General features: G+C 63.7%; 25 protein-coding genes. 9 read left to right on the top strand and 16 right to left on the bottom strand.

Translation table 11 applies throughout. The features are described 5' to 3' along the window. Nucleotides 1-127 precede the first annotated feature (127 nt). Nucleotides 128-442: a nuclear transport factor 2 family protein gene (locus EJ076_RS29330; protein WP_126070217.1), complete on the top strand. Its 315-nt coding sequence runs from the start codon at nt 128-130 to the stop codon at nt 440-442. Here the strand turns inward: EJ076_RS29330 and EJ076_RS29325 are convergent, their stop codons facing one another. Next, nucleotides 443-1,969 (bottom strand): MFS transporter, encoded by a 1,527-nt coding sequence (locus tag EJ076_RS29325; RefSeq protein WP_126070216.1) that lies wholly within the window; start codon nt 1,967-1,969, stop codon nt 443-445. It abuts the gene before it with no gap. 146 nt (nt 1,970-2,115) lie between these two features. Here EJ076_RS29325 and EJ076_RS29320 point away from each other — a divergent pair, with 146 nt between their 5' ends. Continuing rightward, entirely contained in the window at nt 2,116-3,024 is a 909-nt protein-coding gene (locus tag EJ076_RS29320) for a LysR family transcriptional regulator (RefSeq protein WP_126070215.1), read from the top strand. A gap of 40 nt (nt 3,025-3,064) precedes the next feature. Here the strand turns inward: EJ076_RS29320 and EJ076_RS29315 are convergent, their stop codons facing one another. The 4 genes from EJ076_RS29315 to EJ076_RS29300 all read right to left on the bottom strand — a co-directional run bounded on the left by EJ076_RS29315 (nt 3,065) and on the right by EJ076_RS29300 (nt 5,886). Next, nucleotides 3,065-4,165, bottom strand: a complete 1,101-nt coding sequence (locus EJ076_RS29315; protein WP_126070214.1) for an AbrB family transcriptional regulator — start codon at nt 4,163-4,165, stop codon at nt 3,065-3,067. 68 nt (nt 4,166-4,233) lie between these two features. After that, on the bottom strand, nt 4,234-4,542 hold the full coding sequence (locus EJ076_RS29310; RefSeq protein ID WP_109659643.1) for a putative quinol monooxygenase: 309 nt from the start codon (nt 4,540-4,542) through the stop codon (nt 4,234-4,236). A 63-nt stretch (nt 4,543-4,605) separates the two neighbouring features. Continuing rightward, nucleotides 4,606-5,385: an SDR family oxidoreductase gene (locus EJ076_RS29305; protein ID WP_126070213.1), complete on the bottom strand. Its 780-nt coding sequence runs from the start codon at nt 5,383-5,385 to the stop codon at nt 4,606-4,608. 63 nt (nt 5,386-5,448) lie between these two features. After that, complete coding sequence (locus tag EJ076_RS29300) at nt 5,449-5,886, bottom strand: DsrE family protein (protein WP_126070212.1); 438 nt, start codon at nt 5,884-5,886, stop codon at nt 5,449-5,451. Nucleotides 5,887-5,988: 102 nt separating this feature from the next. Here EJ076_RS29300 and EJ076_RS29295 point away from each other — a divergent pair, with 102 nt between their 5' ends. The 3 genes from EJ076_RS29295 to EJ076_RS29285 all read left to right on the top strand — a co-directional run bounded on the left by EJ076_RS29295 (nt 5,989) and on the right by EJ076_RS29285 (nt 7,787). Next, nucleotides 5,989-7,092 carry a hypothetical protein gene (locus tag EJ076_RS29295; RefSeq protein WP_126070211.1) on the top strand — a complete coding sequence of 368 codons (1,104 nt, stop codon included), beginning with the start codon at nt 5,989-5,991 and terminating at the stop codon, nt 7,090-7,092. A gap of 66 nt (nt 7,093-7,158) precedes the next feature. Next, nucleotides 7,159-7,404 carry a type II toxin-antitoxin system VapB family antitoxin gene (gene vapB, locus EJ076_RS29290; RefSeq protein WP_023760667.1) on the top strand — a complete coding sequence of 82 codons (246 nt, stop codon included), beginning with the start codon at nt 7,159-7,161 and terminating at the stop codon, nt 7,402-7,404. Continuing rightward, on the top strand, nt 7,401-7,787 hold the full coding sequence (locus tag EJ076_RS29285) for a type II toxin-antitoxin system VapC family toxin (protein ID WP_109659649.1): 387 nt from the start codon (nt 7,401-7,403) through the stop codon (nt 7,785-7,787). Before vapB ends, EJ076_RS29285 begins: the two co-directional genes overlap by 4 nt. 7 nt (nt 7,788-7,794) lie before the next feature. On the opposite strand, the gene EJ076_RS29280 is transcribed toward EJ076_RS29285, so the two are convergent. Beyond that, nucleotides 7,795-8,742 carry a cation diffusion facilitator family transporter gene (locus EJ076_RS29280; protein WP_126070210.1) on the bottom strand — a complete coding sequence of 316 codons (948 nt, stop codon included), beginning with the start codon at nt 8,740-8,742 and terminating at the stop codon, nt 7,795-7,797. A gap of 5 nt (nt 8,743-8,747) precedes the next feature. Then, nucleotides 8,748-10,937: an anthranilate synthase gene (locus EJ076_RS29275; RefSeq protein ID WP_126070209.1), complete on the bottom strand. Its 2,190-nt coding sequence runs from the start codon at nt 10,935-10,937 to the stop codon at nt 8,748-8,750. Nucleotides 10,938-11,256: 319 nt separating this feature from the next. Here EJ076_RS29275 and EJ076_RS29270 point away from each other — a divergent pair, with 319 nt between their 5' ends. Next, nucleotides 11,257-12,027 carry an isocitrate lyase/phosphoenolpyruvate mutase family protein gene (locus EJ076_RS29270; protein ID WP_126070208.1) on the top strand — a complete coding sequence of 257 codons (771 nt, stop codon included), beginning with the start codon at nt 11,257-11,259 and terminating at the stop codon, nt 12,025-12,027. 1 nt (nt 12,028) lies between these two features. On the opposite strand, the gene EJ076_RS29265 is transcribed toward EJ076_RS29270, so the two are convergent. The 3 genes from EJ076_RS29265 to EJ076_RS29255 all read right to left on the bottom strand — a co-directional run bounded on the left by EJ076_RS29265 (nt 12,029) and on the right by EJ076_RS29255 (nt 16,999). Then, nucleotides 12,029-13,084: a succinylglutamate desuccinylase/aspartoacylase family protein gene (locus EJ076_RS29265; protein WP_126070207.1), complete on the bottom strand. Its 1,056-nt coding sequence runs from the start codon at nt 13,082-13,084 to the stop codon at nt 12,029-12,031. 190 nt (nt 13,085-13,274) lie between these two features. Then, nucleotides 13,275-14,453 carry an MFS transporter gene (locus EJ076_RS29260; protein WP_126070206.1) on the bottom strand — a complete coding sequence of 393 codons (1,179 nt, stop codon included), beginning with the start codon at nt 14,451-14,453 and terminating at the stop codon, nt 13,275-13,277. A 179-nt stretch (nt 14,454-14,632) separates the two neighbouring features. Then, nucleotides 14,633-16,999, bottom strand: a complete 2,367-nt coding sequence (locus EJ076_RS29255; RefSeq protein ID WP_126070205.1) for a membrane-bound PQQ-dependent dehydrogenase, glucose/quinate/shikimate family — start codon at nt 16,997-16,999, stop codon at nt 14,633-14,635. A gap of 164 nt (nt 17,000-17,163) precedes the next feature. On the opposite strand from EJ076_RS29255, the gene EJ076_RS29250 reads away from it, so the two are divergent. Then, the gene (locus EJ076_RS29250) at nt 17,164-17,607 is read left to right on the top strand and encodes a MarR family transcriptional regulator (RefSeq protein WP_109659659.1); all 444 of its coding nucleotides are present in this window, start codon (nt 17,164-17,166) and stop codon (nt 17,605-17,607) included. A gap of 19 nt (nt 17,608-17,626) precedes the next feature. On the opposite strand, the gene EJ076_RS29245 is transcribed toward EJ076_RS29250, so the two are convergent. Further along, nucleotides 17,627-19,003 (bottom strand): FAD-containing oxidoreductase, encoded by a 1,377-nt coding sequence (locus EJ076_RS29245; protein ID WP_126070204.1) that lies wholly within the window; start codon nt 19,001-19,003, stop codon nt 17,627-17,629. Then, nucleotides 19,000-19,461 (bottom strand): DUF4126 domain-containing protein, encoded by a 462-nt coding sequence (locus EJ076_RS29240; RefSeq protein WP_126070203.1) that lies wholly within the window; start codon nt 19,459-19,461, stop codon nt 19,000-19,002. Before EJ076_RS29240 ends, EJ076_RS29245 begins: the two co-directional genes overlap by 4 nt. 187 nt (nt 19,462-19,648) lie before the next feature. On the opposite strand from EJ076_RS29240, the gene EJ076_RS29235 reads away from it, so the two are divergent. Beyond that, on the top strand, nt 19,649-20,206 hold the full coding sequence (locus EJ076_RS29235) for a sugar O-acetyltransferase (protein WP_126070202.1): 558 nt from the start codon (nt 19,649-19,651) through the stop codon (nt 20,204-20,206). 5 nt (nt 20,207-20,211) lie between these two features. On the opposite strand, the gene EJ076_RS29230 is transcribed toward EJ076_RS29235, so the two are convergent. Next, nucleotides 20,212-21,207 carry a helix-turn-helix domain-containing protein gene (locus EJ076_RS29230; RefSeq protein ID WP_126070201.1) on the bottom strand — a complete coding sequence of 332 codons (996 nt, stop codon included), beginning with the start codon at nt 21,205-21,207 and terminating at the stop codon, nt 20,212-20,214. Between the two features lie 127 nt (nt 21,208-21,334). On the opposite strand from EJ076_RS29230, the gene EJ076_RS29225 reads away from it, so the two are divergent. Next, nucleotides 21,335-21,979, top strand: a complete 645-nt coding sequence (locus EJ076_RS29225; protein WP_126070200.1) for a cysteine hydrolase family protein — start codon at nt 21,335-21,337, stop codon at nt 21,977-21,979. 65 nt (nt 21,980-22,044) lie between these two features. Here EJ076_RS29225 and EJ076_RS29220 read toward each other — a convergent pair whose 3' ends face one another. The 3 genes from EJ076_RS29220 to EJ076_RS29210 all read right to left on the bottom strand — a co-directional run bounded on the left by EJ076_RS29220 (nt 22,045) and on the right by EJ076_RS29210 (nt 26,752). After that, nucleotides 22,045-23,724, bottom strand: a complete 1,680-nt coding sequence (locus tag EJ076_RS29220; RefSeq protein WP_109659669.1) for a formate--tetrahydrofolate ligase — start codon at nt 23,722-23,724, stop codon at nt 22,045-22,047. 391 nt (nt 23,725-24,115) lie between these two features. Further along, nucleotides 24,116-25,240, bottom strand: a complete 1,125-nt coding sequence (locus EJ076_RS29215; RefSeq protein ID WP_126070199.1) for a DUF2333 family protein — start codon at nt 25,238-25,240, stop codon at nt 24,116-24,118. Between the two features lie 207 nt (nt 25,241-25,447). Further along, nucleotides 25,448-26,752 (bottom strand): DUF6638 family protein, encoded by a 1,305-nt coding sequence (locus tag EJ076_RS29210; RefSeq protein WP_126070198.1) that lies wholly within the window; start codon nt 26,750-26,752, stop codon nt 25,448-25,450.

Genomic DNA, 26,752 nt, shown 5'->3' with positions numbered 1-26,752 from the left:
GCCTGCAAATGGCTGACACCTGCGCTTCCGGTGCTCACGTACTTAAGTACGCTCCGCTCCGGTTCTCGGTATCAACCATTTTCGACTCAGCCTGACCTGAATCTCAACGCACCTTGGACACAGACGAATGATCATACCCGATCCGATCCGCCATTTTGTCGAAGCCACCAATGCCGGCGACACGCAAGCCTTTCTCGACACGTTTGCCGCCGACGCATCCCTGACCGACTGGGGACGGTCCTTCCACGGCCGCGAGCAGATCGCGCGCTGGAACCAGTCGGACAATATCGGCGTGAAATCCCAGCTTCGCATCGTCCGTATCACGTCGGTGGAAGGCAGCCACCGCGTCCGCATCGCCGTTACAGGCAACGGCTTCAACGGCGAGGGCGATATGAGCTTCACGCTGGACGGCGATCGCATAGCGAGTCTCGTCATCGCCTGACTATCCTTCCTGGCATGCCGGCAGAGCATTGGCCTCATGTTCCGAAGCCGCTCCGCGACGCAGGCCAAGGAAGACGACGATGGCGGTCATGACGGTGATTGCCGCCAGCACGATCAGCAGCCTGTCGAACGCCGTCTCGTAAGCCTGGATCAGAACAGCGGCTCCGGCTTGCGGCAAATGTTGCGCCGTTGCACCGAGATTGCCTGTCACCAGCAACTGCGCTGCAGCCGTTGAAGACGCCGTTCCCTGTGCGGCGAGTTGCGAGGCGGTGAAGCCCGACAGGGTCGCCATAACAATCGCGAGTGCCACGCCCTCGCAAGCGACGCGGGTGGTGTTGAAGATGCCGACTGCCATGCCGGCGCGCTCCCTCGGCACGACACTGACCGCAAGCCCGTCCATCAATCCCCAGGGCAGAGCGATGCCGACGCCGATCAGCACCAGCGGCGCCACCAGCGCGCTATCGACCGGCGGTGTCAGGCTCAGCCAGACAAGCCCGGCGGCAGCGACGAGCAGGCCGACGCCGCAGATCGTGGCCGGCGCGATCCAGCGCGCCAACTGGCCGGCGAGCATCGGCAGGATCAGCAGCGGGCCCGAGAGGCAGATCATCAATTGCCCGGCCTTGATCTCGCTCATCCCCTCGATGCCGATGAAGCGGATCGGCAACAGGACGAGCAGGACGACGAAGCCATAGGCGGGTGCCGCCGCCAGAAACTGGACGCCGACGAAGCGGGGGTAGGCAAACAGCGTGAGATCGAGCATCGGTCGGCGCGCGCGCCGCTCGACGATAACGAACGCGGCAAAGAAGAGCGCCGCCGCTGCGAGCAGCGTGACGACCAGGGGATCGGCCCAGCCGCTTTGCGGGGCCTGGAGCACGCCATAGGTCAGCGACGCGAGTGCGATCGTGAAGGTGCCGGCTCCCGCCCAGTCGACGCCCGTCGCATCCGGATCGCGCGATTCCCTGACGGTGCGCTGGCCGAGGGCTGCCGAGGCAACCGCGAGTGCTGCGACAAGCAGAAAGATCGATCGCCAGCCGAATGCAGAGATGAGCAGGCCGGAGGCGATCGGGCCGAAGGCGAGGCCGATGCCGAAACTGGTGCCGAGGAAGCTGAAGGCACGCAGCCGCAATTGCCCTTCGAACTCCTGGGCGAGCGCGGACGCACCACCGGCAAAGGCGGCGGCGCTGCCGATCCCTTGCGCGGCCCTGAGGATGTCGAACCAGACGATGTCAGGCGCGAGCATCGCGCCGAGTGAGGCGAGGACATAGAGGCAGAGGCCAGCGAGGAAGATGCGCTTGCGGCCGTGGTTGTCGGCCAGTGCGCCCGATGCCATCAGGGTGGCGCCGAAGGTCAGCATGAAGGCATTGGTCACCCAGTTGAGTTCGACCGGGCTGCCGCCGAGATCGGCCGCGATGCGGGAGAGTGCGACGGCCGGGCCGGTGAAGGTCAAGGGCATCGTCATCGCGGCAAGGCATACCGACAAAAGCACGAGCCATCGCTCGGCAGAGCCGGTTGTGGACTTCAAAGTCATGGATTTTCCTATCTGAACAGAATCCGCCGGTAGGCCGCGCGGTTACGGAGCCGGTCGCAATGACAAGATAGGTCGAAGGCATTTCAGGAAAAATAGTACTATATCTCCTTATATACAGGACTAAAACGCTCGAATGGAAGAATGCGATGGATCGCCTCAATGGCCTCATAGCCTTTGCCCGTACTGCCGAACTCGGCAGTTTCATCGCTGCCGGCCGGGCGCTCGGCATTTCTGCGTCCGCCGTCGGCAAGAGCGTTGCAAGGCTCGAACAGGAGCTTGGCGTGCGGCTCCTGCAGCGCAGCACGCGGCGCATCGGCCTGACGGAAGAGGGCAAGCTGTTCAACGAGCGGGTGCGGCGCATCCTCGACGACATCGACGATGCCGAGGCGATGCTGTCGCGGACACGGGAGACCCCGCATGGGCGGCTGCGCATATCCACTCCGATCGTTACCTATCATCTGTTGTTGCCGGTGCTGTCGGAGTTCATGGCCCGCTATCCCGAGATCGAGCTCGACATCGATTTCAACGATCGGATCGTCGACGTGATCGACGAGGGCATCGATGTCGCGATCCGAAGCGGCGAGCTGCCCGATTCACGCCTGGTGTCGAGACCCGTTGCGCCCTTTCGCATGCTGCTGTGCGCGGCGCCCTCCTACCTCGACCGCCATGGCACACCCGGCGAGCCGGCGGATCTCATCAGGCATTTCGGCATAAACTTCCGCTTCCTCAACAGCGGCAGGCTGCTGGAGTGGCCGTTCATAACCGGAAGCGCTGAGCCGCAGATACGCTCGATGCTGACCTGCAACAATATGGAAGCGTTGAAAGGCGCCACGCTCGCCGGCCTCGGCATCGCCTGCATGCCGGATTTCCTGGTGCGCGAGGCGCTGCACGAAGACAGGCTGCGCACCGTCCTCGACGATCATGTCGACGGCCGTGGCCAGTTCCGGATGCTGTGGCCCTCCAATCGCCATCTGTCGCCGAAGGTGCGCGTGTTCGTCGATTTCCTTCCCGAACGTCTTGCCGCGGGGGCCAGCCAGCGCGTCACGGCCTTGTGATTTCACAACCGGGTCGTGAGGTTGGCGCAGGCGGCTTTGTCTATTGCCTGACGCTTCTTGCCACCAGGCGCGCCACGCTCGGGCCAACCAGCAGCACGATCAGGAAGCGGGCCGACTGCAGCGCCATGACGAAGGAGATGTCGACGTTCTGTGCGGCGGCGGCGATGATGGCGATGCTGTCCATGCCGCCGGGGCTGGTCGCCAGATAGGCGGTCAGCGGATCGATGCCCAAGAGATGACTGATCATGAAGGCAAGGCCGCCGCAAAAAGCGATCAACGCCACAATCGAGGCGATGATCTGCGGCAAGGCACGCGTCGCATGGCGCAGGATCGCTCTTGTGAAGTTCAGGCCGATCGACCAGCCGACCATGGCGTAGCTGACTGCCAGCAGCCATTGCGGCAATTGCATCTCCACGCCCAAGCCGAGATGGACAGCGGTGCCGAAGATGAATGTGCCAAGGAAGAAGGGCGAGGGCAGCCTCAGCAGTTTTCCCAGGAGGCCGCCGACAAGCGCGATGCCGATGGTGGCGGCGAAGGGTTGCGGATCGATCGGCGGAAACCAGACGATGGCGGGGATTTCGACGCCCGACGTGTCGACCCACATCTTGGCAACGAGTGCCGCCGTCATCGAGACGAAGATGACGCGCAGATATTGCATGAAGGCGACGAGGCGCTGGTCGGCGCCGAACGCGCCGGCCATTAGCACCATCGCGGTGGCCGCACCTGGCGACGAGCCCCAGACGGCGGTGGTGCCGGGCAGGATGCGCCAGCGGCTGATCAGCCAGCCGAGCAGGCTGGAGGCCGTGACGGTGGCCACCACGACGCCGAGAAACAGCGGCCATTCCCGGTAGAAGACCGGAAAGATGTCGGCTGAGATCGAGCTGGCAACGAGGCAGCCGACGATCGCCTGTGCGGCGCCGAACAGAAGCCGCGGCACGCGCACTGTGGCGCCATTGGTGCCGGCGACGATGGCCGCCAGCATCGGCCCGATCAGCAGCGCCGCCGGCAGGGCCGCGAGTTCCAGCGCGCCGGCAAACAGCAGGGAGACGATCAGCAGGGCCAGCCATTGCCAGAGCTTGCGCATTCGCGCCATGCGTTCGATGGCGGGCTGGTCTGGGGGCTGCTCGGCCGAGGAATCCATGTTTTGGTCTTAGACGCGAAGCGAGGTGATGCGAACCCCACTGCGTCGAAAAAGGATGCTTGCGCGCCTCAGTCGCTTTTGCCGTCGGCCAGGCCGAAGCCGCCGACGGGGTGGGTCTCGACCTGGAATTCAAAGCCGGCGATGAACGGCCGCGCCTTGGCGATCACCGCCTGGACTTCGGGAAGCTGCAGCGAGGCTTTGTGGCTTTCGGCGTCGGTCCACACTTCGGTGACCCAGATCGCATCGGCGTCCGCGGGGTCGCGGGCGATGATGTAGCTCAGGCAGCCCGGCAGGGCGCCTGTACTGGCGCGCAGGACGTCCATGACCGCGTCGCGCTGGCCGCGCGCCGCCCGCATCTTGCCGATCAGTCCATACATTCCGTTGTCTCCCTTTGAGGTTTTCGACAAGAACATGCAGATCACCAGTATGCCGACAGCCGCTCAAGGCATCAACTGGCCGCCATTCACCTCGATCACCTGGCCGGTGATGTAGCCGCTCAGAAGATCGGAAGAGAGGAACAGATAGGCGCCGACGCAATCCTGCGCCGTGCCGGCGCGTCCCTGCGGAATGGTGGCGACCATGCCCTTCATCTGCTCATCGGTCGAATAGCGCTCGTGGAACGGGGTGAGAATGGTGCCGGGCGCCACCGCGTTGACGCGGATGCCGAAGCCGATCAACTCCTTGGCCATGCCGCGCGTCACGTTGGAGACGAAGGCCTTGGCCGAGCCGTAAAGCCCGGCGCCGCCGCCCGCACCATTGCGCGCGGCGATCGACGAGGTGTTGACGATGAAGCCGCCCTGTTTCTTCAGCCACGGGATCGCCTTGCGCGAGGCGGTCAGCACCGAACGGGCGTTGAGGTCCATCACCGCGTCGTAATGCGCTTCGGTCTGCTCGGCATAGGGGATGCGGCCAAGCATGCCGCCGGCATTGTTGACCAGCCCGTCGAGGCGGCCGAAATACTGCGCGCTGTCCTCGACGACGCGTTCGACATCGGCGGCAACGGAGAAATCGCCCTGGACGAGAAACACCTCGCCGCCCTTGTCGGCGATCGTCATGCCGAGTTTCTCGGCGGCGCCTTGACTTGAATTGTAGTGCAGCGCCACCTTGCATTTCTGCGCTGCATAGGCCAGCGCGAGCGCCGCCCCGATGCCGGTCGACGCACCGGTGACCAGCACTGACTTGCCGGCAAGATCGGGTATGCTGAGTGTGGTGGCTGGCACGGGTTCTTCCTCCGGGATTTCAGCCTGTCCTTCGTAGGCCCTTGCCGCCCCGGTGTTCAAGCCTCAGGGGCGCAGATAGGCGTAGCCCTGGCCTTGCAGTTCGGCGAGTTTGACGACGCCGCCCTTGTCGGCGGCATGGAAACCGGCGAGCAGGTCGGCGAGCGAAATATCCATGCCTTGCATGGTGTTGGCGCAGGCGTGCGGTTCCAGCCCCTGCTGCACCAGGCCGGCGAAGCGCCCTGAAATCGCCGCCGATATGCCTTTCGACTTGAAGGCGGCCAAGGCCGGACCATGCACGACCAGCACGATGTCGACATTGCCGCCGGTGCCGTCATAGTGGTTCTTGATGTTGCCGAGCACGAAATTGACCTTGTCGACGTCGCTCAAGTGATAGGCGACCTTTTGCCTGACGGGCTCTGGGGCGGCTGCCTGCACTGCCCGCAGGCCAAGAAGCGTTCCGGTTCCGGCAAGAACCGCGCGGAACATATCGCGCCGGCGCATGGCATCCTCCCCCGCTTGGCGGCTCGCCGCGAATTGCGTGGCTGCGGCCGCAATACTAGCATAAATTGACGTTACGTCCTGTCGATGCGGAGGAGAGGTCACATGGCGTTCAGGGTAGGGGAGTGGAAGACAGTCGCCGGCGCCGGGTTTGGCGCAGCCCTGCTTGGCGCGCTTGCCGGTTCGGCCTTCGCCGACGATGCGCTCAAGCTCACCGAACTCAGCCCGAACGGGGCTGATGCCTGCTTCGGCCGGATCTATGACGCCGCGCACCTCAAGGCGCATCCGAAGCAGAAGGTGGCGCGGATCTTCTTCCTCTATGGGCACGACCCGGTCAGCCGCCCGAACGAGGAGCCACCGACAAACTCCGACTCGTCCTATAACGGCTTTATCGCCACCACGGTGCGCGGCGCCAAGGCGCCGGAATGGGCCGGCGGCTGGTGCAATCACGAGTCCGAGGACGGAAAGAGCGGTTCGATCCGTTGCGGCATGGACTGCGACCGCACCATGGCCTCGCTGAAGCTCGATGACAAAGGGCGTCTGATCCTCACCGATGTCTCGGCCGATCTTTATCTCGACGCAGGATCGGAAGATGAACTCGGTGAAGCCGAATATGACAGGCAGGCGCTGGGGAGCGAGGACGACAATTTCCGCCTCGACCCGATGCCGGCCGCAACATGCCAGGCCGAATTCGCGCGCATCGATCCGATCGATCCGGCTCTTGGAACTCCCTTGCGTGAGCGGCTGAAGCCGGACCAGGCCTTCTGCTACGGGCGCGACTATGATGCAGCCCATCTCGGTTCGCATCCCGACCAGCTGACCCAGTCGATCCGGGTTTTCCGCGGACCGGTGGAACTGGCGTCCTTCGCCTCGGGCGGCGATGCGGCCAACTGGCCAGACGGCGCCGACATTGCCGTTACTGTCACCACACGGCAGAAATCGGCCAAGGTGACACAGACCTATTCCTGCCAGGGCGAGGCCGACCAGTGGCGCTGCGCGGCGAGCTCGAAGATGAGCGATTTCTCCTGCGACATCGCGCAGAAGGAGATTTTCCTCAAGCGTGGCGTCGACGGCAGCATGATGCTGGCCAATCCCAACAGCGCACTCGCCATCGTCGATCTGTGTTCGAAGGCCGCCGACGGCAAGACGAAATCCGACGACAAGGTCTATCGGCTGCAGCCAATGTCGCAATCGGCCTGCGCGCCTTGAGCTCGGACTTGTCTGCGTCGCCATGAAGGGATATATCTTTGCTATATCTCATTTGAGGATAGCATGATGGACAAGGCAAAGGTGTTCTGGTCGGGCCGGTCACAAGCTGTACGTCTGCCCAAGGAGTTCCGTTTCGAAACAGACGAGGTTTCGATCCGCCGTCACGGGCAAACCGTCATCTTGGAACCGCTAGCGCAGGATTGGGCGTGGCTTGACCAAGTGATCGGACCGCTTGACAACGATTTCGCCGAGGCAGCGCTGGAACGTCAAGACGGGCAGGATCGGCCTGCTTTGGATGACGTTTTCAAGTGATCTACCTGCTCGACACCAATGCCGTCATCGCAGTCATCAAGGGCGACGCCGGGCTGTTGGCGCTGCTGAAACGGCACAAGCCGCAGGACTTTGCCCTCTCTGCGATCGTCGCACACGAACTATACTATGGTGCTGAAAAGAGCCAACGAAGGGCTGAAAATTTGGCGCGCATCGAAGCTCTGCAGTTCCCGGTGCTCGAATTCGATCGAGAAGACGCAAGACATGCTGGAGAGATTCGGGCAACGCTCGCGACGTTGGGAACTCCGATCGGTCCCTACGATGCGTTGATCGGCGGGCAGGCTCGCGCTCGGAACCTTACACTGATGACCCGCAATGTCCGGGAATTCGAGCGGATCAAAGATCTCTCAATCGAGACCTGGTGAACCCGCCTCACGCGAACGGCACGGCCGTCGTGCCCTTGGGCAGCTTGGCCTCGTCGTCGGGTTCGACATGGATGGTGACGCGCACCGAGGGGATTTCGGCTTTCAGCGCGTCCTCGATGCGGTCGCAGATGACATGGCTGGCGCCGACCGTCATGTCGGCGTCGACGACCAGGTGGAACTCGATGAAGGTGGCACGGCCTGCGATGCGGGTCTTGAGGTCATGAACCTCGAGCGCGCCCTTGCAATTGGCCGAGATGACGTCGCGGATGCGCATGTGTTCTGCCGTATCGACGGCGCGGTCCATCAGGCCATTCATTGACGAACCGATGACGTGCCAGCCCTGCCACAGGATGTTCAGCGCCACGATGACGGCAAGCGCCGGATCGAGGATCTGCCAGCCGGTCAGGATCGCTCCGACAAGGCCGCCGAAGACGCCGATCGAGGTCACCACGTCGGTCATGATGTGGTTGCCGTCGGCGACCAGTGCCGGCGATTTCTCGGTCCTGCCGGCGCGGATCAGCGTCCAGGCCCAGAAGGCGTTGATGACCGTGGCAACGCCGTTGACGGCAAGGCCGCTCCAGGGCTGTTCGAGCGGTGCCGGCGTCTGCCAGGAGCGCCAGACCTCGTTGAGGATCAAAAGGGCGGCGAGCACGATCAGCACGCCTTCCAGCACTGCCGAGAAATACTCGGCCTTGTGATGGCCGAACGGGTGATCCTGGTCGGCCGGCTTGTAGCTGACCTGGATCGCCCAGAAGGCGGCGACCGAGGCGATGACGTTGACGATCGATTCCAGCGCGTCCGAATAGAGCGCGACAGAGCCGGTGACGTACCAGGCAGCAAGTTTCAGAGCGAGCACGACAAAGGCGACAACGATCGACCAGAAGGCGAGGTTGGCAACCTTGCGCTTCGCGGCCGCCTTGGCCGTGATCGCCATCGTGTTCTCGGCTTCAGCCATGATCGTCAGGCGGCCTTTTCCTTGGCCTTGCGCGGCAGGTGGGCGACGATGTTCTCGATGATGCGCATGCCGGCATTGTGGCCGAGCGTCATGATCGATTCCGGGTGGAACTGCACCGCGGCGATCGGCTCCTTGCGGTGCTCGAAGGCCATGATGATGCCGTCCTCGGTTTCGGCAGTGACGATGAAATCGTCGGGCAGGCGCACCGGGTCGGCAAAGATCGAGTGGTAGCGGCCGACGGTGACTTCCTTAGGCAGGCCGGAGAAGATGATGCCGGGCTTGGAGACGCGGATGCGCGACGGCTTGCCGTGCATCGGTATGTGTAGCTGCCTGAGTTCGCCGCCATAGGCTTCGGCCAGCGCCTGCAGGCCAAGGCAGACACCGAAGATCGGCAGGTCGCGGGCACGCGCTCGTCTGATGGTGGCGGCGCAATCAAAGTCCTTCGGCGTGCCGGGGCCGGGCGACAGCACGACAAGGTCGGGCTTCAGCCGGTCGAACACCTCCTCGGGAACCGGCGTGCGCACGGTCGAGACATTGGCGCCGGTCTGGCGGAAATAATTGGCTAGCGTGTGGACGAACGAGTCTTCGTGGTCGACCAGCAGGATGTTGACGCCGTCGCCGACGCGCGCGGTGGTGCGCTCGGTGCTGGCGGAATTGCCGGTCTTGGCGTCGCGAATGGCGGAGAGCATGGCGGATGCCTTCAGTTCGGTTTCGGCTTCTTCTTCCTCGGGAATGCTGTCGAAGAGCAACGTGGCGCCGGCGCGCACTTCGGCAATGCCGTCCTTGATGCGGATGGTGCGCAAGGTGAGGCCGGTGTTCATGTCGCCGTTGAAATTGACCATGCCGATCGCGCCGCCATACCAGGCGCGCGGGCTCTTCTCGTTCTGTTCGATGAAGCGCATGGCCCACAGTTTCGGCGCGCCGGTGACGGTGACCGCCCAGGCGTGCGACAGGAAGGCGTCGAAGGCGTCCATGCCTTCGCGCAGCCGGCCTTCGATGTGGTCGACGGTGTGGATCAGGCGTGAGTACATCTCGATCTGGCGGCGGCCGATGACGCGCACCGAACCCGGCTCGCAGACCCTGGACTTGTCGTTGCGGTCGACGTCCGAGCACATGGTCAGCTCGGATTCGTCTTTCTTCGAGTTGAGCAGTTTCAGGATTTGCTCTGAGTCGGAAATGGCGTCGTCGCCGCGTTTGATGGTGCCGGAGATCGGGCAGGTCTCGACGCGGCGGCCGTTGACGCGCACGAACATTTCCGGCGAGGCGCCGATCAGATACTCGCCTTCGCCCAGATTGATGAAGAAGGAATAGGGGGAGGGGTTGATGGCTTTCAGCTTGCGCGAAATCTCGGATGGCTGCGTTTCGCAGCGCTCGTAGAACATCTGGCCGGGCACGACCTCGAACAGGTCGCCGCGCTTGAACGAATCCATCGCCTTGCGCACCAGATTGGCGTATTCGCCCGGTTCATGGTCGCCACGCGGCGGGATGCGGTCGGGGCTCTTGAACGGCTCGGCGATTTCGTCGCGCGGCAGCCCCTCGGTCGAAAACCCGTCGCCGGCGTAGTCGTAGCGATCGGTCCAGGCCTTGGCCGAATAATGGTCGACGACCAGGATCTCGTCGGGCAGGAACAGCACCAGGTCGCGCTGGCTTGGCTTGCGCTCGAGCTTGTAGTCGACCGGGTCGAACTGGAAGGCGAGGTCGTAGCCGAAAGCGCCATAGAGACCAAGATTGGCGTCTTCCTCGGTCTTGAACAGAGCGGTGATGGCGCGCAGCACGGTAAACACCGAAGGGACGCGGCTGCGCTCTTCTTCGGTGAAGACACGGCCGGGCTTGGCGACGTCGAGGCGGATGAGTTTCTTCGATGTCTCGGCGATGGCGACATCGGCCAGGCTGGCGAGCGCCTTGCCGATGACCGGCAACAGCGCCTCGCCACGGCCGTTCAGCGCCTCGATGCGCATGGCGCGGCCACGTGCTGAGATGACCAACGGTGGGTCGATGATGGCGGTGTCCCAGCGCGTGTAGCGGCCGGGATATTCATAATTGGAGGAAAACACCGCACCGCGACGCGAATTCAAGCCGTCGACGTAAGCGTCGATCGCGCCCGCATAGGGCCGGTCGTGGCGCTCGCGGGTGATGGTGATGCCACCCGCGGTCACGAAACTTTCCGCCCCGTTTTCCAGAACCTTCATCGTCATTGCCGTCTCCATCAGCTTCTTGGGGCAACGGACCCGGGAATGGCTTGGAAAAAACAAATGGCCGCCCGGACTTTCCGTTGCGGCCACCCTCTCTTTTCACGCGCACGTGTTCGAACAGGCCGCTGTCAGCAGGCCCACCACCAAATGGTCTTGGTCGAACGCATGTTCATGGCGAAATCCATAGCTGCGAAAAGGAGGATGCGCAACAGGTTTGAAAGTCTCTTCGTTGGCTGCCGCTTCTGCAGCTCATGGCACATCGCCAGAGCCCACAGTGCCGCCTAGATTGTATATCCAACAGCAGGAAGATGGGTAAAAGCCAATGACCGAGCAGATCGAGCGCGCGCGGACGTTCCATTCCCTCCACGTCAAGGGAAACCCGATCGTCCTCTACAATGCCTGGGATCCGGGCTCGGCCAAGATCGTCGAGAAGGCGGGCGCCAAGGCGATCGCCACCGGAAGCTGGCCGGTGGCTGCCGCGTTCGGCTACGCCGATGGCGAGAAAATCCCGCTGGAGCTGGCGCTCGACAACATCAAGCGCATCGTCGGGTCGGTCGACCTGCCGGTGACCATGGACCTCGAGGGCGGTTACGGCGTCGATCCGGAAATCGTTGCTCGCACGGTAACGTTGGCGCTGCGGGCCGGCGCTGTTGGTTTCAATTTCGAAGACCAGATTGTTGGCGGCAGCGGCCTGCATGACATTGCTGTCCAGCTAAAACGCATCGAAGCCGCGGCGGCGGCCGTCAAGGCTTCCGGCATACCGGCGTTCATCAACGCCCGAACCGACATCTTCCTCAAGGCGAAACCGGATGCGCATGATGACGTCCTGCTCGACCAGGCCATCGAGCGCGCACAGGCCTTCGAAGAAGCCGGCGCGCACGGCTTCTTTGCGCCGGGTCTTGGCGATGAGGGCCTGATCGAGACGCTCTGCAGTGCAGTTGCATTGCCGGTCAACATCATTGCGCTGGCGCATGTGCCGCCGCGCCAGCGGCTGGCGGAACTGGGTGTCGCCCGCATCAGTCACGGCCCGGTGCCTTACCGGCAGATGGCGGAATGGCTGGAGGCGAAGGCGCGGCGGGCTATTTCGGGTTAGGTCAGTCCTCCAGCGTCCCCGACCTCGCATCGGTGCTCTTCTTGTCGCCGACCAGCTTCAGAAGATCCTCGCCGGCGCGGATGATGCGGCGCGAGCGGCGGGTCAGGATGATGCCGTCCTGCGGTGCGAAGACTTCGGTGCGGCCATCGGTTTCACCCGGTGCATGGACGATGGTGGCGAGGCGCGCGCCCTTGGCGACGCGGTCGCCGGGTTTCACGTCGTAGAGCACGGCACCCGCCCGAGGCGACGGCGTCATGTCGATGTTTTCCAACGGGGCTACAAAGCCGGCGAAAGGACCGGGGGTGTGCAGGGTGGTATCGGTGATCACGCCACGCGCCACCAGCAGCCTGTAGAGGCCTTCGGCGTCGGCGGCGGCCAGGGCGCCGTCGACATCGAGGATGCCGCGATATTCGACCGTGGTGGCGACGCGGCGGTCGAGTTTGGCCACATCATCGGGAACGTTCTGGTAGGGCATGATCGAGGCGCCCTCGAACGTGCCGGCGGTGTCCTCGCTCCACAGCACGACCGCATCGACGCCCATGGCGGTGGCACAATCGGCCATGGCCGGCCACAGGCTGGTGTGGACGTAGAGATAGGCGAGACCCTCGTCGTCGCAGTGCAGGTCGAGCACGATGTCATGGCCGAGCGACAACTGCACCAGCCGGGTCTTCAGACGCTGGTCGACGCTGCCAAGGGTGGTGTCGGGCAAGAGTGCTGTGTCGGGCGCGGCGAGCAGCGGGAAGCCGCGGTTGAAATTGGTGCGCGTGCCCAGATGAAAACGGCCCTGATGCTCGCCGAAATGATATTGCGCCCGGCCGATCGGGTTGGCCCAGGGCACGATGGTGAGATTGCCCTTGATGCGGCCTTCGGCTTCGGCCTTGGCCAGCATCGGCATCAGCGCGTCGATGGCGACGACGCCCGGCAATTCGCCGGCATGGAGCGCTGCCTGCAGATAGGCCGAAGGGGCGGCCTTGTCAGTACCCTCGAAGCGGAACAGCGGGAATTCGTAGGAAACGCCTTCGCTTTCGCCGGCGATGCGTTCGATCGATTTCTGCATGACTTCCTCCATCTAGAGCAGTTCGCCGTTTCATGGAAACGCCGAACTGCTCTATCTCTTTGTTTTGACGCAATCCCGGACGGAAAACCGCTTCACACTTTTCCTGGAATTGCTCTAGAGCCAGAAGACATGCCCATTTGAAAGCGCCGATGTCGATTGGTCCAGCCTGCCGCGCTATGGGCGCAAGCGGTTACTCTGCGGGAGCCTGAAGCGGGATGACGGGCGCTCGCCGGTCCAGCGCCTGCGACAGCACAGCGACGGCGACCGCCAACAAGGCGATCACCGCACCGACCAGCGGCAGATTGGCATAGGAAACACCGGCGGAAAGGGCCACTCCGCCGATCCAGGCGCCGCTGGCATTGCCGACATTGAAGGCGCCCTGATTCAGCGTGGCGGCGAGGTTCGGCCCCTCGGAGGCCGCCTCGACGACGCGGATCTGCAGCGGCGGTACGACGACGAAGATCAGCAGGCCCCACAGAAAGACGATGCCGATGGCAACGCTGGCGATAGTGCCGAACTGCATGAAGCCGACCAGCAGCAGCGCCATCGCGAGCAGCGTGCCGATCACCGTCGGCATCAGCTTCCAGTCGGCCAGCCTGCCGCCGATGATGTTGCCGATGGTCATGCCGGCGCCGAACAGCAGCAGCACCCAGGTGACCGCAGAGGTGGACAGACCGGAGACGTCGGTGAGGTAGGGTTTGATGTAGGTGAAGACGGTGAACAGGCTTGCGGAGGTCAGCGCCGCGATCAGCATCGCCAGCCAGACCTGCAGCTTGCCCAGCACGCGCAGCTCGCCGCGCAGGCCGCCACCGCTCGGCTCGGCAACGTCGGACGGCACCAGCCAGGCAATGGCTGCCACCGAGATCAGGCCGATGCCGACGACGGCGAGGAAGGTGGCGCGCCAGCCGAGGGCTTCGCCTAGTGCCGTGCCGGCGGGAACACCAAGGATGTTGGCCAGCGTCAGCCCGGCGAACATCAGCGCGATGGCACTGGCGCGCTTGTTGCGCGGCACCAGGCTGGCGGCAACGACCGAGCCGATGCCGAAGAAGGCGCCATGGCCGAAGGCGGTGAAGACACGTGCGGCCATCAGCGTCCAGTAGTCGGGCGAGATGGCACAAAACAGATTGCCGACGACGAACAGCACGGCCAGCCCGACCAGCACCGGCTTGCGCGGCAAATGCGCGGTGGCCATCGCGACGATCGGGGCGCCGAAGACGACGCCCAGCGCATAGCCGGTGACCAGCAGGCCCGCCGAAGGAATGGACACGCCGAGATCGGCGGCGACCTCCGGCAGCAGGCCCATGATGACGAATTCGGTGGTGCCGATGCAGAAGGACGCAATGGCAAGCGCAAGGATCGGCAAAGGCATGGGGCGTCCAGACTGAATCGGTTCAAATTGAGACTGCGCGACGGTATGCCCGGTTCACAAGCACCATTGCTGCAATGCAGCAATGCAGAAAGCGAGGAGCAGACAAGAAACGGGGCGCTGGCGCGCCCCGTTTGATGACCCCGATCGGATCGGGAGTGAGATCCCCCTGGTTTCCGGGATCACGGCGCCTTCGGCAAGGCATAGGCGACAATGTAGTCGCCGCGATCAGGTGACTGGCGCGCGCCGCCCGCCGAGACGACGACGAACTGACGGCCGCTTTCAGGCGAAGTGTAGGTCATCGGCGTCGCTTGTGCCCCCACCGGCAGGCGGCCCTTCCAGAGTTCCTCGCCGGTGGCGACGTCGAAGGCACGCAGATAGTAGTCCTGCGTGCCGGCGTAGAAGACGAGGCCGCCCGCCGTGGTCACCGGACCGCCGAGCGACGGCATGCCGACCGGGATCTGCAGGCCGGTCTTCATGCCGAGCGGGCCTGTATCCTGCAGCGTGCCGGCGGGAACCTGCCAGACGAGCTGGCGCGACTTCAGGTCGATGGCGCTGATGGTGCCATAGGGCGGCTGATGGCAGGGAACACCCAAAGGCGACATGAAGCCGTTCTTGAGCGCGCCATAGGGCGTGCCGAGCTGGGTGCCGAGACCATCATGCGCGGCCGACGGGCCATAATTGTCGGCCACGGCGCGCGGCAGCAGCTCGACGAATTGCGGCATGCGGATATCGTTGACGATCAGATAGCCATTGGCCTCGTCGATCGAGGCGCTGCCCCAGTTCATGCCGCCATAATAGCCGGGAAACTGCAGCGAGCGCGTCAGGCCCGGAGGCGTGAATTCGCCCTCGTAGCGCAGCCTCTTGAAGCCGATGCGGCAATAGAGCTGGTCGAGCGGTGTGGCGCCCCACATGCTTGCCTCGGTGAACGGCTTGTCGCCGATCGAAGGCATGCCGACCGAATAGGGCTGGGTCGGCGACAGGAAATCCTCCTTGGCGCCGCCGTCCTGCGGCACCGGCTTTTCCTGCACCTCGGCGATCGGCTTGCCGTCGCGGCGATCGAGCATGAAGATCTGGCCGCGCTTGGTCACCTGGATCAGCGCCGGCACCTTGCCGCCCTTGCCGTCGGGCACGTCATAAAGAGCAGGCTGCGAGGGAAGGTCGTAGTCCCACAGATCGTGATGCACGGTTTGGAATTTCCAGCGCTCGCGGCCGGTGGCGATGTCGAGCGCGACGACCGAAGCGGTATAGTCTTCCGCCGCCTTGCTGCGTTCGGCGCCGAAGAAGTCGGGCGTGGCGTTGCCGGTCGGCAGATAGACGAGGCCGAGCGCGTCGTCATAGCTCGGCGTCGACCAGACGTTGGGCGTGCCGCGCGTGTAGCTCTGGCCTTCCGGCGGCAGCTTGGTGATATCAGGGTTGCCGAGATCCCAGGCCCAGACCAACTCGCCGGTCCTGGCGCTGAACGCACGAACAGCGCCGGAGGGCTCGCCAGTCTCGACATTGTCCCAGACCCAGCCGCCGATCATGACCAGATCGCGCATGACGGTCGGCGCCGAGGTCTGGAAGTAGAAGCCAGGCTTGACCTCGCCCATGCCTTGCTTGAGGTCGACGGTGCCGCCCTGGCCGAAATCCGCGCAGGGTTGGCCGGTCTTCGCATCGATCTCGATCAGCCGCGCGTCGATGGTGGTCATGACGATGCGCCCGGCGCAGGCGGTCGCGGTGGCACCAGCCGCTGGCGCGGCGGCCGTGGGCTCGTAGTAGCTCACGCCGCGACAGCGTTGCCACAGCGGCGCCGAGGCCTTCGGATCGAACTTCCAGCGCGGCTCGCCGGTCTCGGCGTTGAGTGCGTTGACGATGTTTTTCGAGGAGCAGGTGTAGACCGTGTCGCCGACCTGCAGCGGCGTGTTCTGGTCTTCGGCGCCCTTGGCCGGGACATCGCCGGTGCGGAAGGTCCAGGCGACCTTCAGATCCTTGACGTTGTCCTTGGTGATCTCAGCGATCGGCGCATAGCGCGTGCCGGCCGGCGTGCGGCCGTAGTGGCGCCAGTCGGTGCTGGAGGCTGCCGCGGCCGGCGTCGGAGCTTCGGTGGCCGCGACCGTGTTGTGGATCACGCCATGCGGCTGGAAGGCATAGGCGGCGGTGGCGACCAGGCCGAGCACGAGAACACCGGCAAGGGCGAAGGGGCCGCGCTTGCCGCCGCGCGATGACGGAAACAGCGGCGCCAGCAGAAGGGCGACCACGGCCAGCACTGTGGGCGCGACCAGCCGCGGCACCAGAGGCCAGAAATTCAACCCGGCTTCCCAGAACGCCCAGGGAACCGTGGCGAGGAAGACGAGGATGTAGAGCCAGAAGCCTGCTCGCCGGCGCAAGGCGTAGAGAAAACCGGAGACGATGATGCCGGCACCGGCCAGCGCGTAATACCAGGAGCCGCCGAGACCGATTAGCTCGACGCCGCCATAGAGCAGCGGCAGGCCGATAATCATCAGCACCAGGCCGAAAAGAACGAGCAGCCAGACGCCGCCGGATGTGTTGGTATCTTGGTCTGACATGTCGATCCTCACGCTTGCCCGGATGGCGAGGTCTCGCGGTCGCGGCGGCCAAGAAAAGGCCGTAGGGCGATCAATGGAGGCCGGCTTCCGGTTTCGGCGACGGGGGCTTCGCCAAGGAAAAGAATTTATCGCATCCTAATAGATAGCATGTTATCTTTTCCGCCATGCCCAAGCAAGACCCGGATCGTGCCAGGTTTGGCCAACTCGTTATATCAGTCGCCAGGCTGTGGCGGCGCGCGGCCGACAAGGCGCTTGATGATTGCGGCCTATCGCATGCCACCGCCATGCCGCTGGTGATGCTGTCGCGGCTCGGCGACAATCTCCGCCAGGGCGTGCTTGCCGATCATCTCGGCTTCGAGGGACCGTCGCTGGTGCGCATCGTCGACCTGCTGGTCGAGGAAGGGCTGGTGACGCGCACCGAGGACGCGTTCGACCGGAGGGCCAAGATCCTGTCGCTAACCGATGCCGGCCGCAGCCGAGTGACCGAGATCGAGCGCTTGCTGTCGGTGCTGCGGGCCGATCTGCTCAAGGACGTTGGCGATAGCGAACTGAATGGCGCCGTGCTTCTGCTGGGCCGGCTGGAGGCGATGTTGAGCGAACTGGGCTGACCGGCCAGAAGCCCGGGCCTCAGGCCAGCGGCTTGAGTTCCTGGGCAATGGTCGGCAACAGCTCCGAGACATTCGGGTGGATGTGCACGGCGCGCGCCAGCGTGTCGACCGGGGCCTTGGCGTACATCAGGTCGAGCACGCAATGCACCGCCTCGTCGCCGCCGGGGCCGAGGACCGAGCAGCCGAGGATCTCCCTGGTGTCGGCGTCGACCAGGATCTTCATGAAGCCCTGCGTCTCGCCCTTTTCGACGGCGCGGCCGACGCGGGTCATCGGCCTCTGGCCGACCAGCGCGCGACGGCCGGATTTCTTCACCGCGGCCTCGGTCATGCCGCAACGGCCGAGCGGCGGGTCGATGTAGAGCGCATAGGCCTCGATGCGATCGCTGACCTTGCGCGGATCGTTGTCGAGCAAATTGGCGGCGACGATCTCGTAGTCGTTGTAGGAAGTATGGGTAAAGGCGCCCTTGCCGTTGCAGTCGCCCATCGCCCAGATGCCGGGTACGCTGGTCCGCAGCTGGTCGTCGACGGTGACGAAGCCGCGCTTGTCGACCTCGACGCCGGCCCTGTCGAGGCCGAGATCGTCGGTGTTGGGCGTCCGTCCCAGAGCCAGCAGCACATGCGAGCCAACCGCCGACGGTTTGCCGGCCGAGAAGGTCACGGCAATGTCCTTGCCCTGTCTGGCGAAAGCGATGTCGTCGGCGCCGGTATGAACCGATATGCCTTCGTTTTCGAGGATGGACAAGATGGCGGCGGAGACATCCTCGTCCTCGCGGCCGGTCAGGCGCGGGCTCTTCTCGATGACGGTAACTTCGCTACCGAAGCGGCGGAACATCTGTGCGAATTCGAGCGAGATGTAGCTGCCGCCGACGACGATGAGATGGCGCGGCAGCACGTCGAGATCCATCATCGAGGAATTGGTCAGATAGTCGATGTCGTGGATACCGGGCAGGGCGGGCACCGAGGCGCGGCCGCCGGTGTTGAGGAAGATCTTCTCGGCAGTCAGAAGGTCGTCGCCGACGCGCACCGTGTTGGCGGATTCGAAACGCGCATGACCGCGATAGAGCGTGCATTTGTCCATGCCGGCGATCCAGGTCTCGAGCCCGGTGCGCGCGTCGATCGTCACCTTGTCCTTGCGTGCCTTGATCGCCTTGAAATTGACGCCGACTGGACCGCCGAGCGTCACTCCGTAGTCGGCGGCGCGGCGCGCCAGATGCGCGGCATAGGCGCTGGCGACCATGGTCTTGGTCGGCATGCAGCCGGTGTTGACGCAGGTGCCGCCGATCAGCTTGCGCTCGATCAGCGCCACGCTCATGCCGGCGGCATTCAGCCGGCCGGCCAGCGAAGGGCCAGCCTGTCCGGCGCCGATGATTATGGCGTCGAAGGTCTTGGCCGTCATACCACCGCCGCTACGATCAGCAGGCCGCCGATAATCGCCACCGCGTCCTCGATGAGGGCGGCGGGCTGATCCTTGCCGAAGGCGGCCGCGAGCCGGCCGCGTGCTTCGGCGCCGCCCAGCGTGCCGATGACAGCGCCGATGGCGCCGGCAATCAGGCCGCCGATGGTGGCGCCACCGGTGGCGCCGATCACCGCGCCGGTGAAGGCGCCCATGACAATGCGGGCGCCGAATTGCTGCGGTACCTTACGGCTCGGCGTCGATGGCAACTGGTCGGTGACCAGCTCGACGATGGCCAGGATGGTGAAGATGCCGACAGCCACCCAATGGCTCATGAAGCTCGCCCAGGTGCCGGCAACCGGCAGCCAGCCGAGATAAGCACCCCAGGCAATTGCGGCCGGCGCGGTCATGGCGCGAAGACCGGCAATGACGCCGATCAGAAGTGCGAGAATATACAGCATGGTTGATCCCCCTCGATCACCGGGCCAGGACGGCCCAGCAACAGCAGGCTAGCATAGGACCGGCATTTGACCAGCGCATGACTCCGAAAAATCAGAATGGATTTTCGCGCACGGTGCTGCCGGATGCTGGCACTTTCCCGTTCACTGCAATTGTGCTTTGGCAGTGACGTCACAGGGAGACATCGTCATGGCTGGAGGCGAGCGCGCAAAGATGGCGGCCGGCCAATGGTACACGTGCCTCGATGACGAACTGGAGGCATTGCGGGTAATAACGCGTGACGCGGTGTTCGAACACAATTCGCTGCCACCCCGTCAGCGCGGAAACCTCGGGCCTGGCCTGAAGGCTCTGCTCGGCAAAGCCGGCGAGGGGGCTCGCATCGAAGCGCCGTTCCACTGCGCCTATGGTTTCAACATCTTCCTCGGGGATGGCGTCTTCCTCAATGCCGGATGCACCATTCTCGACACGGCAAACGTGCGTATTGGCAAGGCAACGCTGCTTGGCCCCAATGTGCAGATCTACTGCGCCGAGCACCACAAGGCGGCCAGTGGGCGGCAGGCCGGACTGGAGATCGCCAGGCCGGTCGAGATCGGCGCCGATGCCTGGATCGGCGGCTCAGCCGTCATCCTTGGCGGCGTCAGCATCGGTGAAGGTGCCATCGTCGGCGCCGGCGCGGTGGTGACGCGCGACGTGGCCGCGAACACCACCGTGGTCGGCAATCCGGCACGAGCGGTCAAGCGGAACTGAACAGATCAGGACGACAGGACGTACGTCATGCGCTCGTCCTGATCAGCCCGCCTGGAGAACTCACGCCGGTATTGTGCCGGCGATGTCTTGAGCCTTGCGGCGAAATGCTGGCGCAGCGACGTGGCGCTGCCGAAGCCGGCTTCGAAGGCCACCATGTCCATCGATTTCTCCGTTGCCTCCAGCAGGCGCTGCGCCAGTTCGATCCGCTGGCTGGCCAGCCATTCGCCGAAACTGGTGCCGATCGATTTCTGGAATCGGCGGGTGAAGGTGCGACGGGCGAGGCCGGCGGCCTCGGCAACGCTGTCGAGGCTGTGCGTCTCGCTAAGCGTCGCTCGAACCGCGTCGAGGGCCTGGGCGAAACGGTCGGCATCCGCGCTTCTTGCCACCGGATGCTCGATGAATTGCGCCTGCCCGCCCTGCCGATGCGGGGAAAGGACGATCTGGCGGGCGAGCCGGAGTGCTGCTTCCGCGCCATAGCGGGCGCGCACGATATGGAGACAGCAGTCGAGGCCGGCCGCGACGCCGGCGGAGGTCACGACGTCGCCATTGTCGACATAGAGCACCGTGGCATCGACGGCGATGTCGGGATGGAGTGTTTGCAACTGCTCGGAATAGGCCCAGTGCGTCGCGGCTCGGCGGCCCGAAAGCAGCCCGGCCGCGGCAATGGCGAAGGTTCCGAGGCACAGGCCGACGATCAAGGCGCCGCGCCCGTGCGCTCTGCGTAGTGTCTCCATCAACAGCGGCGACACCGGTTCGCCCAGATGATGCCAGCTTGGGATGATGACGATGTCGGCGCCGTCGAGCCCGTCGAGCCCATGCGGCGCCGCAACGGTCAGTCCGGCCTCGGTGTGGATCGGGCCGGCCTTGGCCGCGCAGATGCGGAAGTCGAAGCGCGGCAGGCCAAGCGCCGTCCTGTCCTCGCCGAAGACCAAGCACGGCACGGAAAGATGGAACGGGCTGATGCCGTCGAAGGCGAGGACGGCAATGGTCGGGTTGGTCATGTTTGCTTCCGGCAGTTGAAAGCGGATTGTCCCAATTCTTTCGAATGATGTCAATCGGGCCACTTTCGGCTGTCTGGGAACCCGCCTATTTTTGATCCATCGCATTCAAGCCGGAAAGGAAAACACCATGTCTGACCCAGCCAACACCACGCCGCGCCGGGCGCTGATCGTCGTCGATGTGCAGAACGACTATGACGGCGGCAATCTCGCCATCCAGCATCCGCCATTCCGCGACAGCGTCGTCAATGTGGGGCGCGCCATGGATGCAGCGACTGCTGCCGGTATCAAGGTGGTGGTCGTCAAGCAGATGGCGCCCGAGACATCGCCGATCTTCGCCAAGGGCAGCCATGGCGGCGAACTCCATCCCGAAATCGCCAGGCGTGAGCGCGATCATTATGTCGAAAAGAACCTGCCCTCCGCCTTCACCGGCACTGACCTCGAGGACTGGCTGCGTGCCAACGCCATCGATACGATCACCGTGGTCGGTTACATGACGCACAATTGCGACCTGTCGACCATCATCCACGCCGTGCATATGGGCTTTGCCGTCGAGTTCCTGTCGGATGCGACCGGCTCGGTGCCTTACGCCAACAGCGCCGGCTACGCCTCGGCCGAGGAGATCCACCGCGTGGTGACGATCATCCTGCAGTCGCGCTTCGCCGCCGTGCTCAAGACCGCCGAATGGGTCGAGTGCCTGAAGACAGGCGCGCTGCCGGAACGTGACACGATCTTCGGCTCCAACCAGCGGGCGCTGTCACGCAGCGCTGCCTAGGGCGATCCGAAAACGAAAAGGGCGCCGCATCGCTGCGGCGCCCTTTTCGTCGAAACTGCAAAGTCTCAGAACAGGCCTTCGATCTGGCCGGCCTCGTTGAGGAAGATCTTTTCCGAGGACGGAGCCTTGGGTAGGCCGGGCATGGTCATGACCTCGCCGCAGATGATGACGACGAAGCCGGCACCGGCCGAAAGCCTGACCTCGCGAACCGGCACGGTGTGACCGGTCGGCGCGCCGCGCAGGTTCGGGTCGGTCGAGAAGGAATACTGGGTCTTGGCCATGCAGACCGGCAGGTGGCCGTAGCCGGCGTCTTCCCAGGCCTTGAGCTGGTCGCGCACCGACTTGTCGGCAATCGCTTCCGAGCCGCGATAGATGCGCTGGACGATGGTGTTGATTTTCTCGAACAGCGGCATGGCATCGGGATAGAGCGGCGCGAACTGCGAGGCGCCGGATTCGGCCAGCGCCACCACCTTGTTGGCAAGCTCCTCGATGCCGGCCGAGCCGTGGGCCCAATGCTTGCACAGGATCGCTTCTTCGCCCATCGAGGCGACATAGTCCTTCATCGCCTGGATCTCGGCGTCGGTGTCGGAATAGAAGTGGTTGATGGCAACCACCGCCGGCACGCCGAACTGGCGGATATTCTCGATGTGGCGGCCGAGGTTGGCGCAGCCCTTCTTCACCGCTTCGACGTTTTCCTTGCCGAGGTCTTCCTTCTTGACGCCGCCATTCATCTTCATGGCGCGCACGGTGGCGACGATGACCGCCGCCGCCGGCTTCAGTCCAGCCTTGCGGCACTTGATGTCGAAGAATTTTTCAGCACCAAGGTCGGCGCCGAAGCCAGCTTCGGTGACGACATAGTCGGCAAGCTTGAGCGCCGTCGTGGTGGCGACGACCGAATTGCAGCCATGTGCGATGTTGGCGAACGGGCCGCCATGCACGAAGGCCGGGTTGTTCTCCAGCGTCTGCACCAGATTGGGCTGCATGGCGTCCTTGAGCAGCACGGCCATGGCGCCGTCGGCCTTGAGGTCGCGGGCATAAACCGCCGACTTGTCGCGACGGTAGGCGACGATGATGTCGCCGAGGCGCTTTTCAAGGTCCTTCAGGTCGGTGGACAGGCACAGAATGGCCATCACTTCGGAGGCGACGGTGATGTCGAAGCCGCCTTCGCGCGGGAAGCCGTTGGCGACGCCGCCGAGCGAGCAGATGATCTCGCGAAGCGCGCGGTCGTTCATGTCCATGACGCGGCGCCAGACGACGCGGCGGGTGTCGATGCCGAGCTCATTGCCCCAGTAGATGTGGTTGTCGATCAGCGCCGAAAGCAGATTGTGCGCCGTGGTGATGGCGTGGAAGTCACCGGTGAAATGGAGGTTCATGTCCTCCATCGGCACGACCTGGGCATAGCCGCCGCCGGCGGCACCGCCCTTGACGCCAAAATTCGGGCCGAGCGACGCCTCGCGGATGCAGACGATCGCCTTCTTGCCGATGCGGTTCAGTCCGTCACCAAGGCCGACCGTGGTCGTGGTCTTGCCTTCGCCGGCCGGCGTCGGGTTGATGGCGGTGACGAGGATCAGCTTGCCGTCCTTGTTGCCCTTCACCGACTTGATGAATTCGGCTGAGATCTTGGCCTTGTCGTGGCCGTAGGGCAGCAGATGTTCGGTCGGGATGCCGATCTTCTGGCCGATCTCCTGGATCTGCTTTTTCTTGGCGCCGCGCGCGATCTCGATGTCGGACTTCACTTCGGCCATGACGGCTTTCCTCTGGATTGGACTGTGGAGGGGACGGGTTTGATCTTACTGGCAAGCAGGTTGGAACCGGGCGCGGGCATGTTCTAACCCTGTCGCGGCCGCGGCGTCAACTTGCATGCAACTATGTTTCCTATGAAGAAAATTCCTCTGCGGACCGGCCGACCTGTCATCGGTTCTTCCTGGCTCCGTTGCCGCGCCGTATAGAAGCCAGAGGACGCGTCGCTCCGCCGTCTCAAAACAGCCGCACAATGCACGGAATGCGACAGAGGCGACGGCGCAAATTCGCCATCGCATGCCTAAAGCGCACCGCGCTTTAGGCTTTTATTTTTATGCATCTCGTTCTCCCAAAACCGGGACCACTTTTGGGCGACATGCATTGGGCTGAACAGCCTTACTGCGTTAGAACGTTGCTGATTTCGACCATGTTGGAGCGCACCCTGAGCACATAGAAGCCCATCGTCGTCAGATGCGTCGGCAAGATCCAGCCGTCCTCGCGGCCATTGGCGATGATGAAGGGCTGGATGCGCAGCGCCGAGACGAACTGCGAGTCCATCGTGTCCCACAGGTTCTGCAGATGCTTTTCCTTGATGACGTCCTCGAAGTCGGCCTGGGCGCCCTTCATCAGGCCGTAATAGCCATAGAGCTGGCCATAGGCGAACCAGAAGCGGTCGTCGGCGCGGAAATCGAACCAGCCATTGTTGTGGTTTTCAGCGCGTTCCTTGAGGATCGCCGAGGTCGAGCCGATGTCGGACGAGATGCGGTCGATATATTGTTTCAGATTGTCGGCGCGGGCGTCGAACGTCGCCTGGCAGGTGGCGAGGCGAGCGTTGAAGGAACGCAGCATGCGCACGGCGTCGCGATAGTAGCTTGGCGTCGGCGTCTTGGGGCCGAACGGATTCAGGCCGAAATACCAGGTCTCCTCGTCGAACTGCAGGTTGCCACGGGCATTCTGCAGATCGCTGTCGATCTGCGAGGTGGTGCGCACACGGCCGAGATTGTCGGCAAGTTCCGTCGCGGTGCGCCGCACCGCCTGGTTGATGCCGCGCTGAAACGAAGCCTTGTTGTCCATCCACGGCGTGTTGTCCCAGTCGATGCCGAACAAGCCGAGCTTGTAGAGGATCATCGACGAGATCCAGGCATTCTGGTTGACGTTGAAGTCGGTCAGGTCGGCGGCTACCTGGGCGATGCCGGAGTTGCCGCAGGTCTTGGCGGTGTCGGTGCCGGCGCCCGCCGAGACCTGTTCGCCGGCGGAGACGTTGCGCTTCTCGAACGTGTAGGTGTCGGGATAGTTCGGGTTGAAATTGTTCCACCACTGGGTGGCGTAGAAGAAGTTGGCATAGAGGCCGATCAGCACCAGCAGAGCGACGCCGACCGCCGCCTTGAGGATCCAGCCGCGCTGCGTGTACCAGCGCCCGGCCCACAGGAACGGCCACAGGATCACGCCGATGAGCAGGCCGATGCCGCGGCCGATCCACTGGAAAATCCGGGTGAAGAAGTTCACGATCGGATCAAGCATGGCGATGTCACCCCCTCAAAGCATAATGCCAAAAAGTTGCAGACTTTTTGGATAACATCATGCGCCAAAACAACAAGTTAGAACGAAATAACGGGTCATTTCGTTCTAGAGCAATTCCAGGAAAAGTGTGAAACGGTTTTCCATCCGGAATTGCGTCAAATCAACGGGATAGAGCGGTTCGGCGTTTCCGTTAGACGGTGAACCGCTCTAGTCAGTCAGGCCGTAGAGGCGTGTGCGAAACGCCACCTTGTCCTTCAAATATGTGGTTTTGAGAACGTCCACAACATGCGATCGCCAGGCGTCGCTGAAGCCGTCATAGTCCTTGTAGAAGCCCTGCTTGTTGAAGATGTAGCGCGAGACGAAGTCCGACAGCACGAAATCCGAGATCAGCCGGTTGGTCAGCCAGGCGTCGGGATGATCCGGCTTGGCGCGGATCACCAGGAAGCGCTGCTGCGGGAAGACATCCTCGATCTTGAGGTGGCCGAGCTGGGCGATCTCGCGCTTGGCGGCGTTGAGGAAGGGAAAGTTGCCATCCCTGGTGATCAGGTCGGCATGGCTCTGGATCCAGGTCTGCAGCCAGACCTTGTCGACATCGGTCAGGTTGCGGTTCGGCTCGGCATCGCGGATCAGCGCGCGCACCACCATCTCGGCGCGGTGCTCGAGATAGCCCGAGGCCTCGACCCAGGAGGCACGCGGCAGCTCGATGCGGCCGGTGGTGGCGAGGAACTTGAACACCTTGTCGGCGTCGTTGATCGAGAGATAGCTGACCTGCCACGGCCGCGAACGGCGAAAGCCAGGTGCGGCCGGATCGCTGATCACCGTCGTCATGTCCGGGTCGACGAACACGTAAAGGCCGCCGAAATGGCTGGTCCAGTAGGCGTTGTGGCGGAAGATCACCTGGTCCGGCACCAGCGCGTTCTCGCGGATGTCGCCGCAGATCTTGGCGAGCTCGACCATGCGGGTCAGCATGGCGTTGTCACGCCAGGCGTCAGGCTCCTGCTTCAACCGGTCGACGAGCTTGCCGAGTTCGGCGGCCTTGCCCAACACATCCTCGGCTGACAGCACCTTGAACTCGACCTGGCTGATCGACAGCAGGTCCTCGATGTCGTTGACCTTGGGAACGGAATCCTCGATCTCGCCGTAGATGACGTCCTTGATGGTCAGCGCGTCGATGGCGCGCTGGTTCTTGGACATGAACTCGAACATCAGCTGCGAGGTGTTGGAGAAGGCGGTGTGCACCACCGGCAGGTCGATCTGCGACGGCGTCAGGATGATGAAGCGGCGGTTGACCTCGTTGGGATCGAGATAATCATAGTCGCCGCATTCCTCTGCCACTTCGGGCGAGAAGCCGGTGCGGTCGATCTGGAAGCTCTTCAGCTTGGTCGGCTTCAGGCCGAATGCAGCCAGCGCCTTGTTATAGCGCTGGATCAGATGCGGCTCGTCGACCGTCAGCAGCCGGCCATAGATCAGCTCATTGTCGCGCAGAAGATCGGGTTTCTTGGCGTGGGTCAT

Source organism: Mesorhizobium sp. M7D.F.Ca.US.005.01.1.1 (assembly GCF_003952545.1).
GTDB lineage: Bacteria > Pseudomonadota > Alphaproteobacteria > Rhizobiales > Rhizobiaceae > Mesorhizobium > Mesorhizobium loti.
The sequence above is the reverse complement of the archived record's forward strand: the minus strand, read 5'-3'. Positions and strand labels throughout refer to the sequence as shown.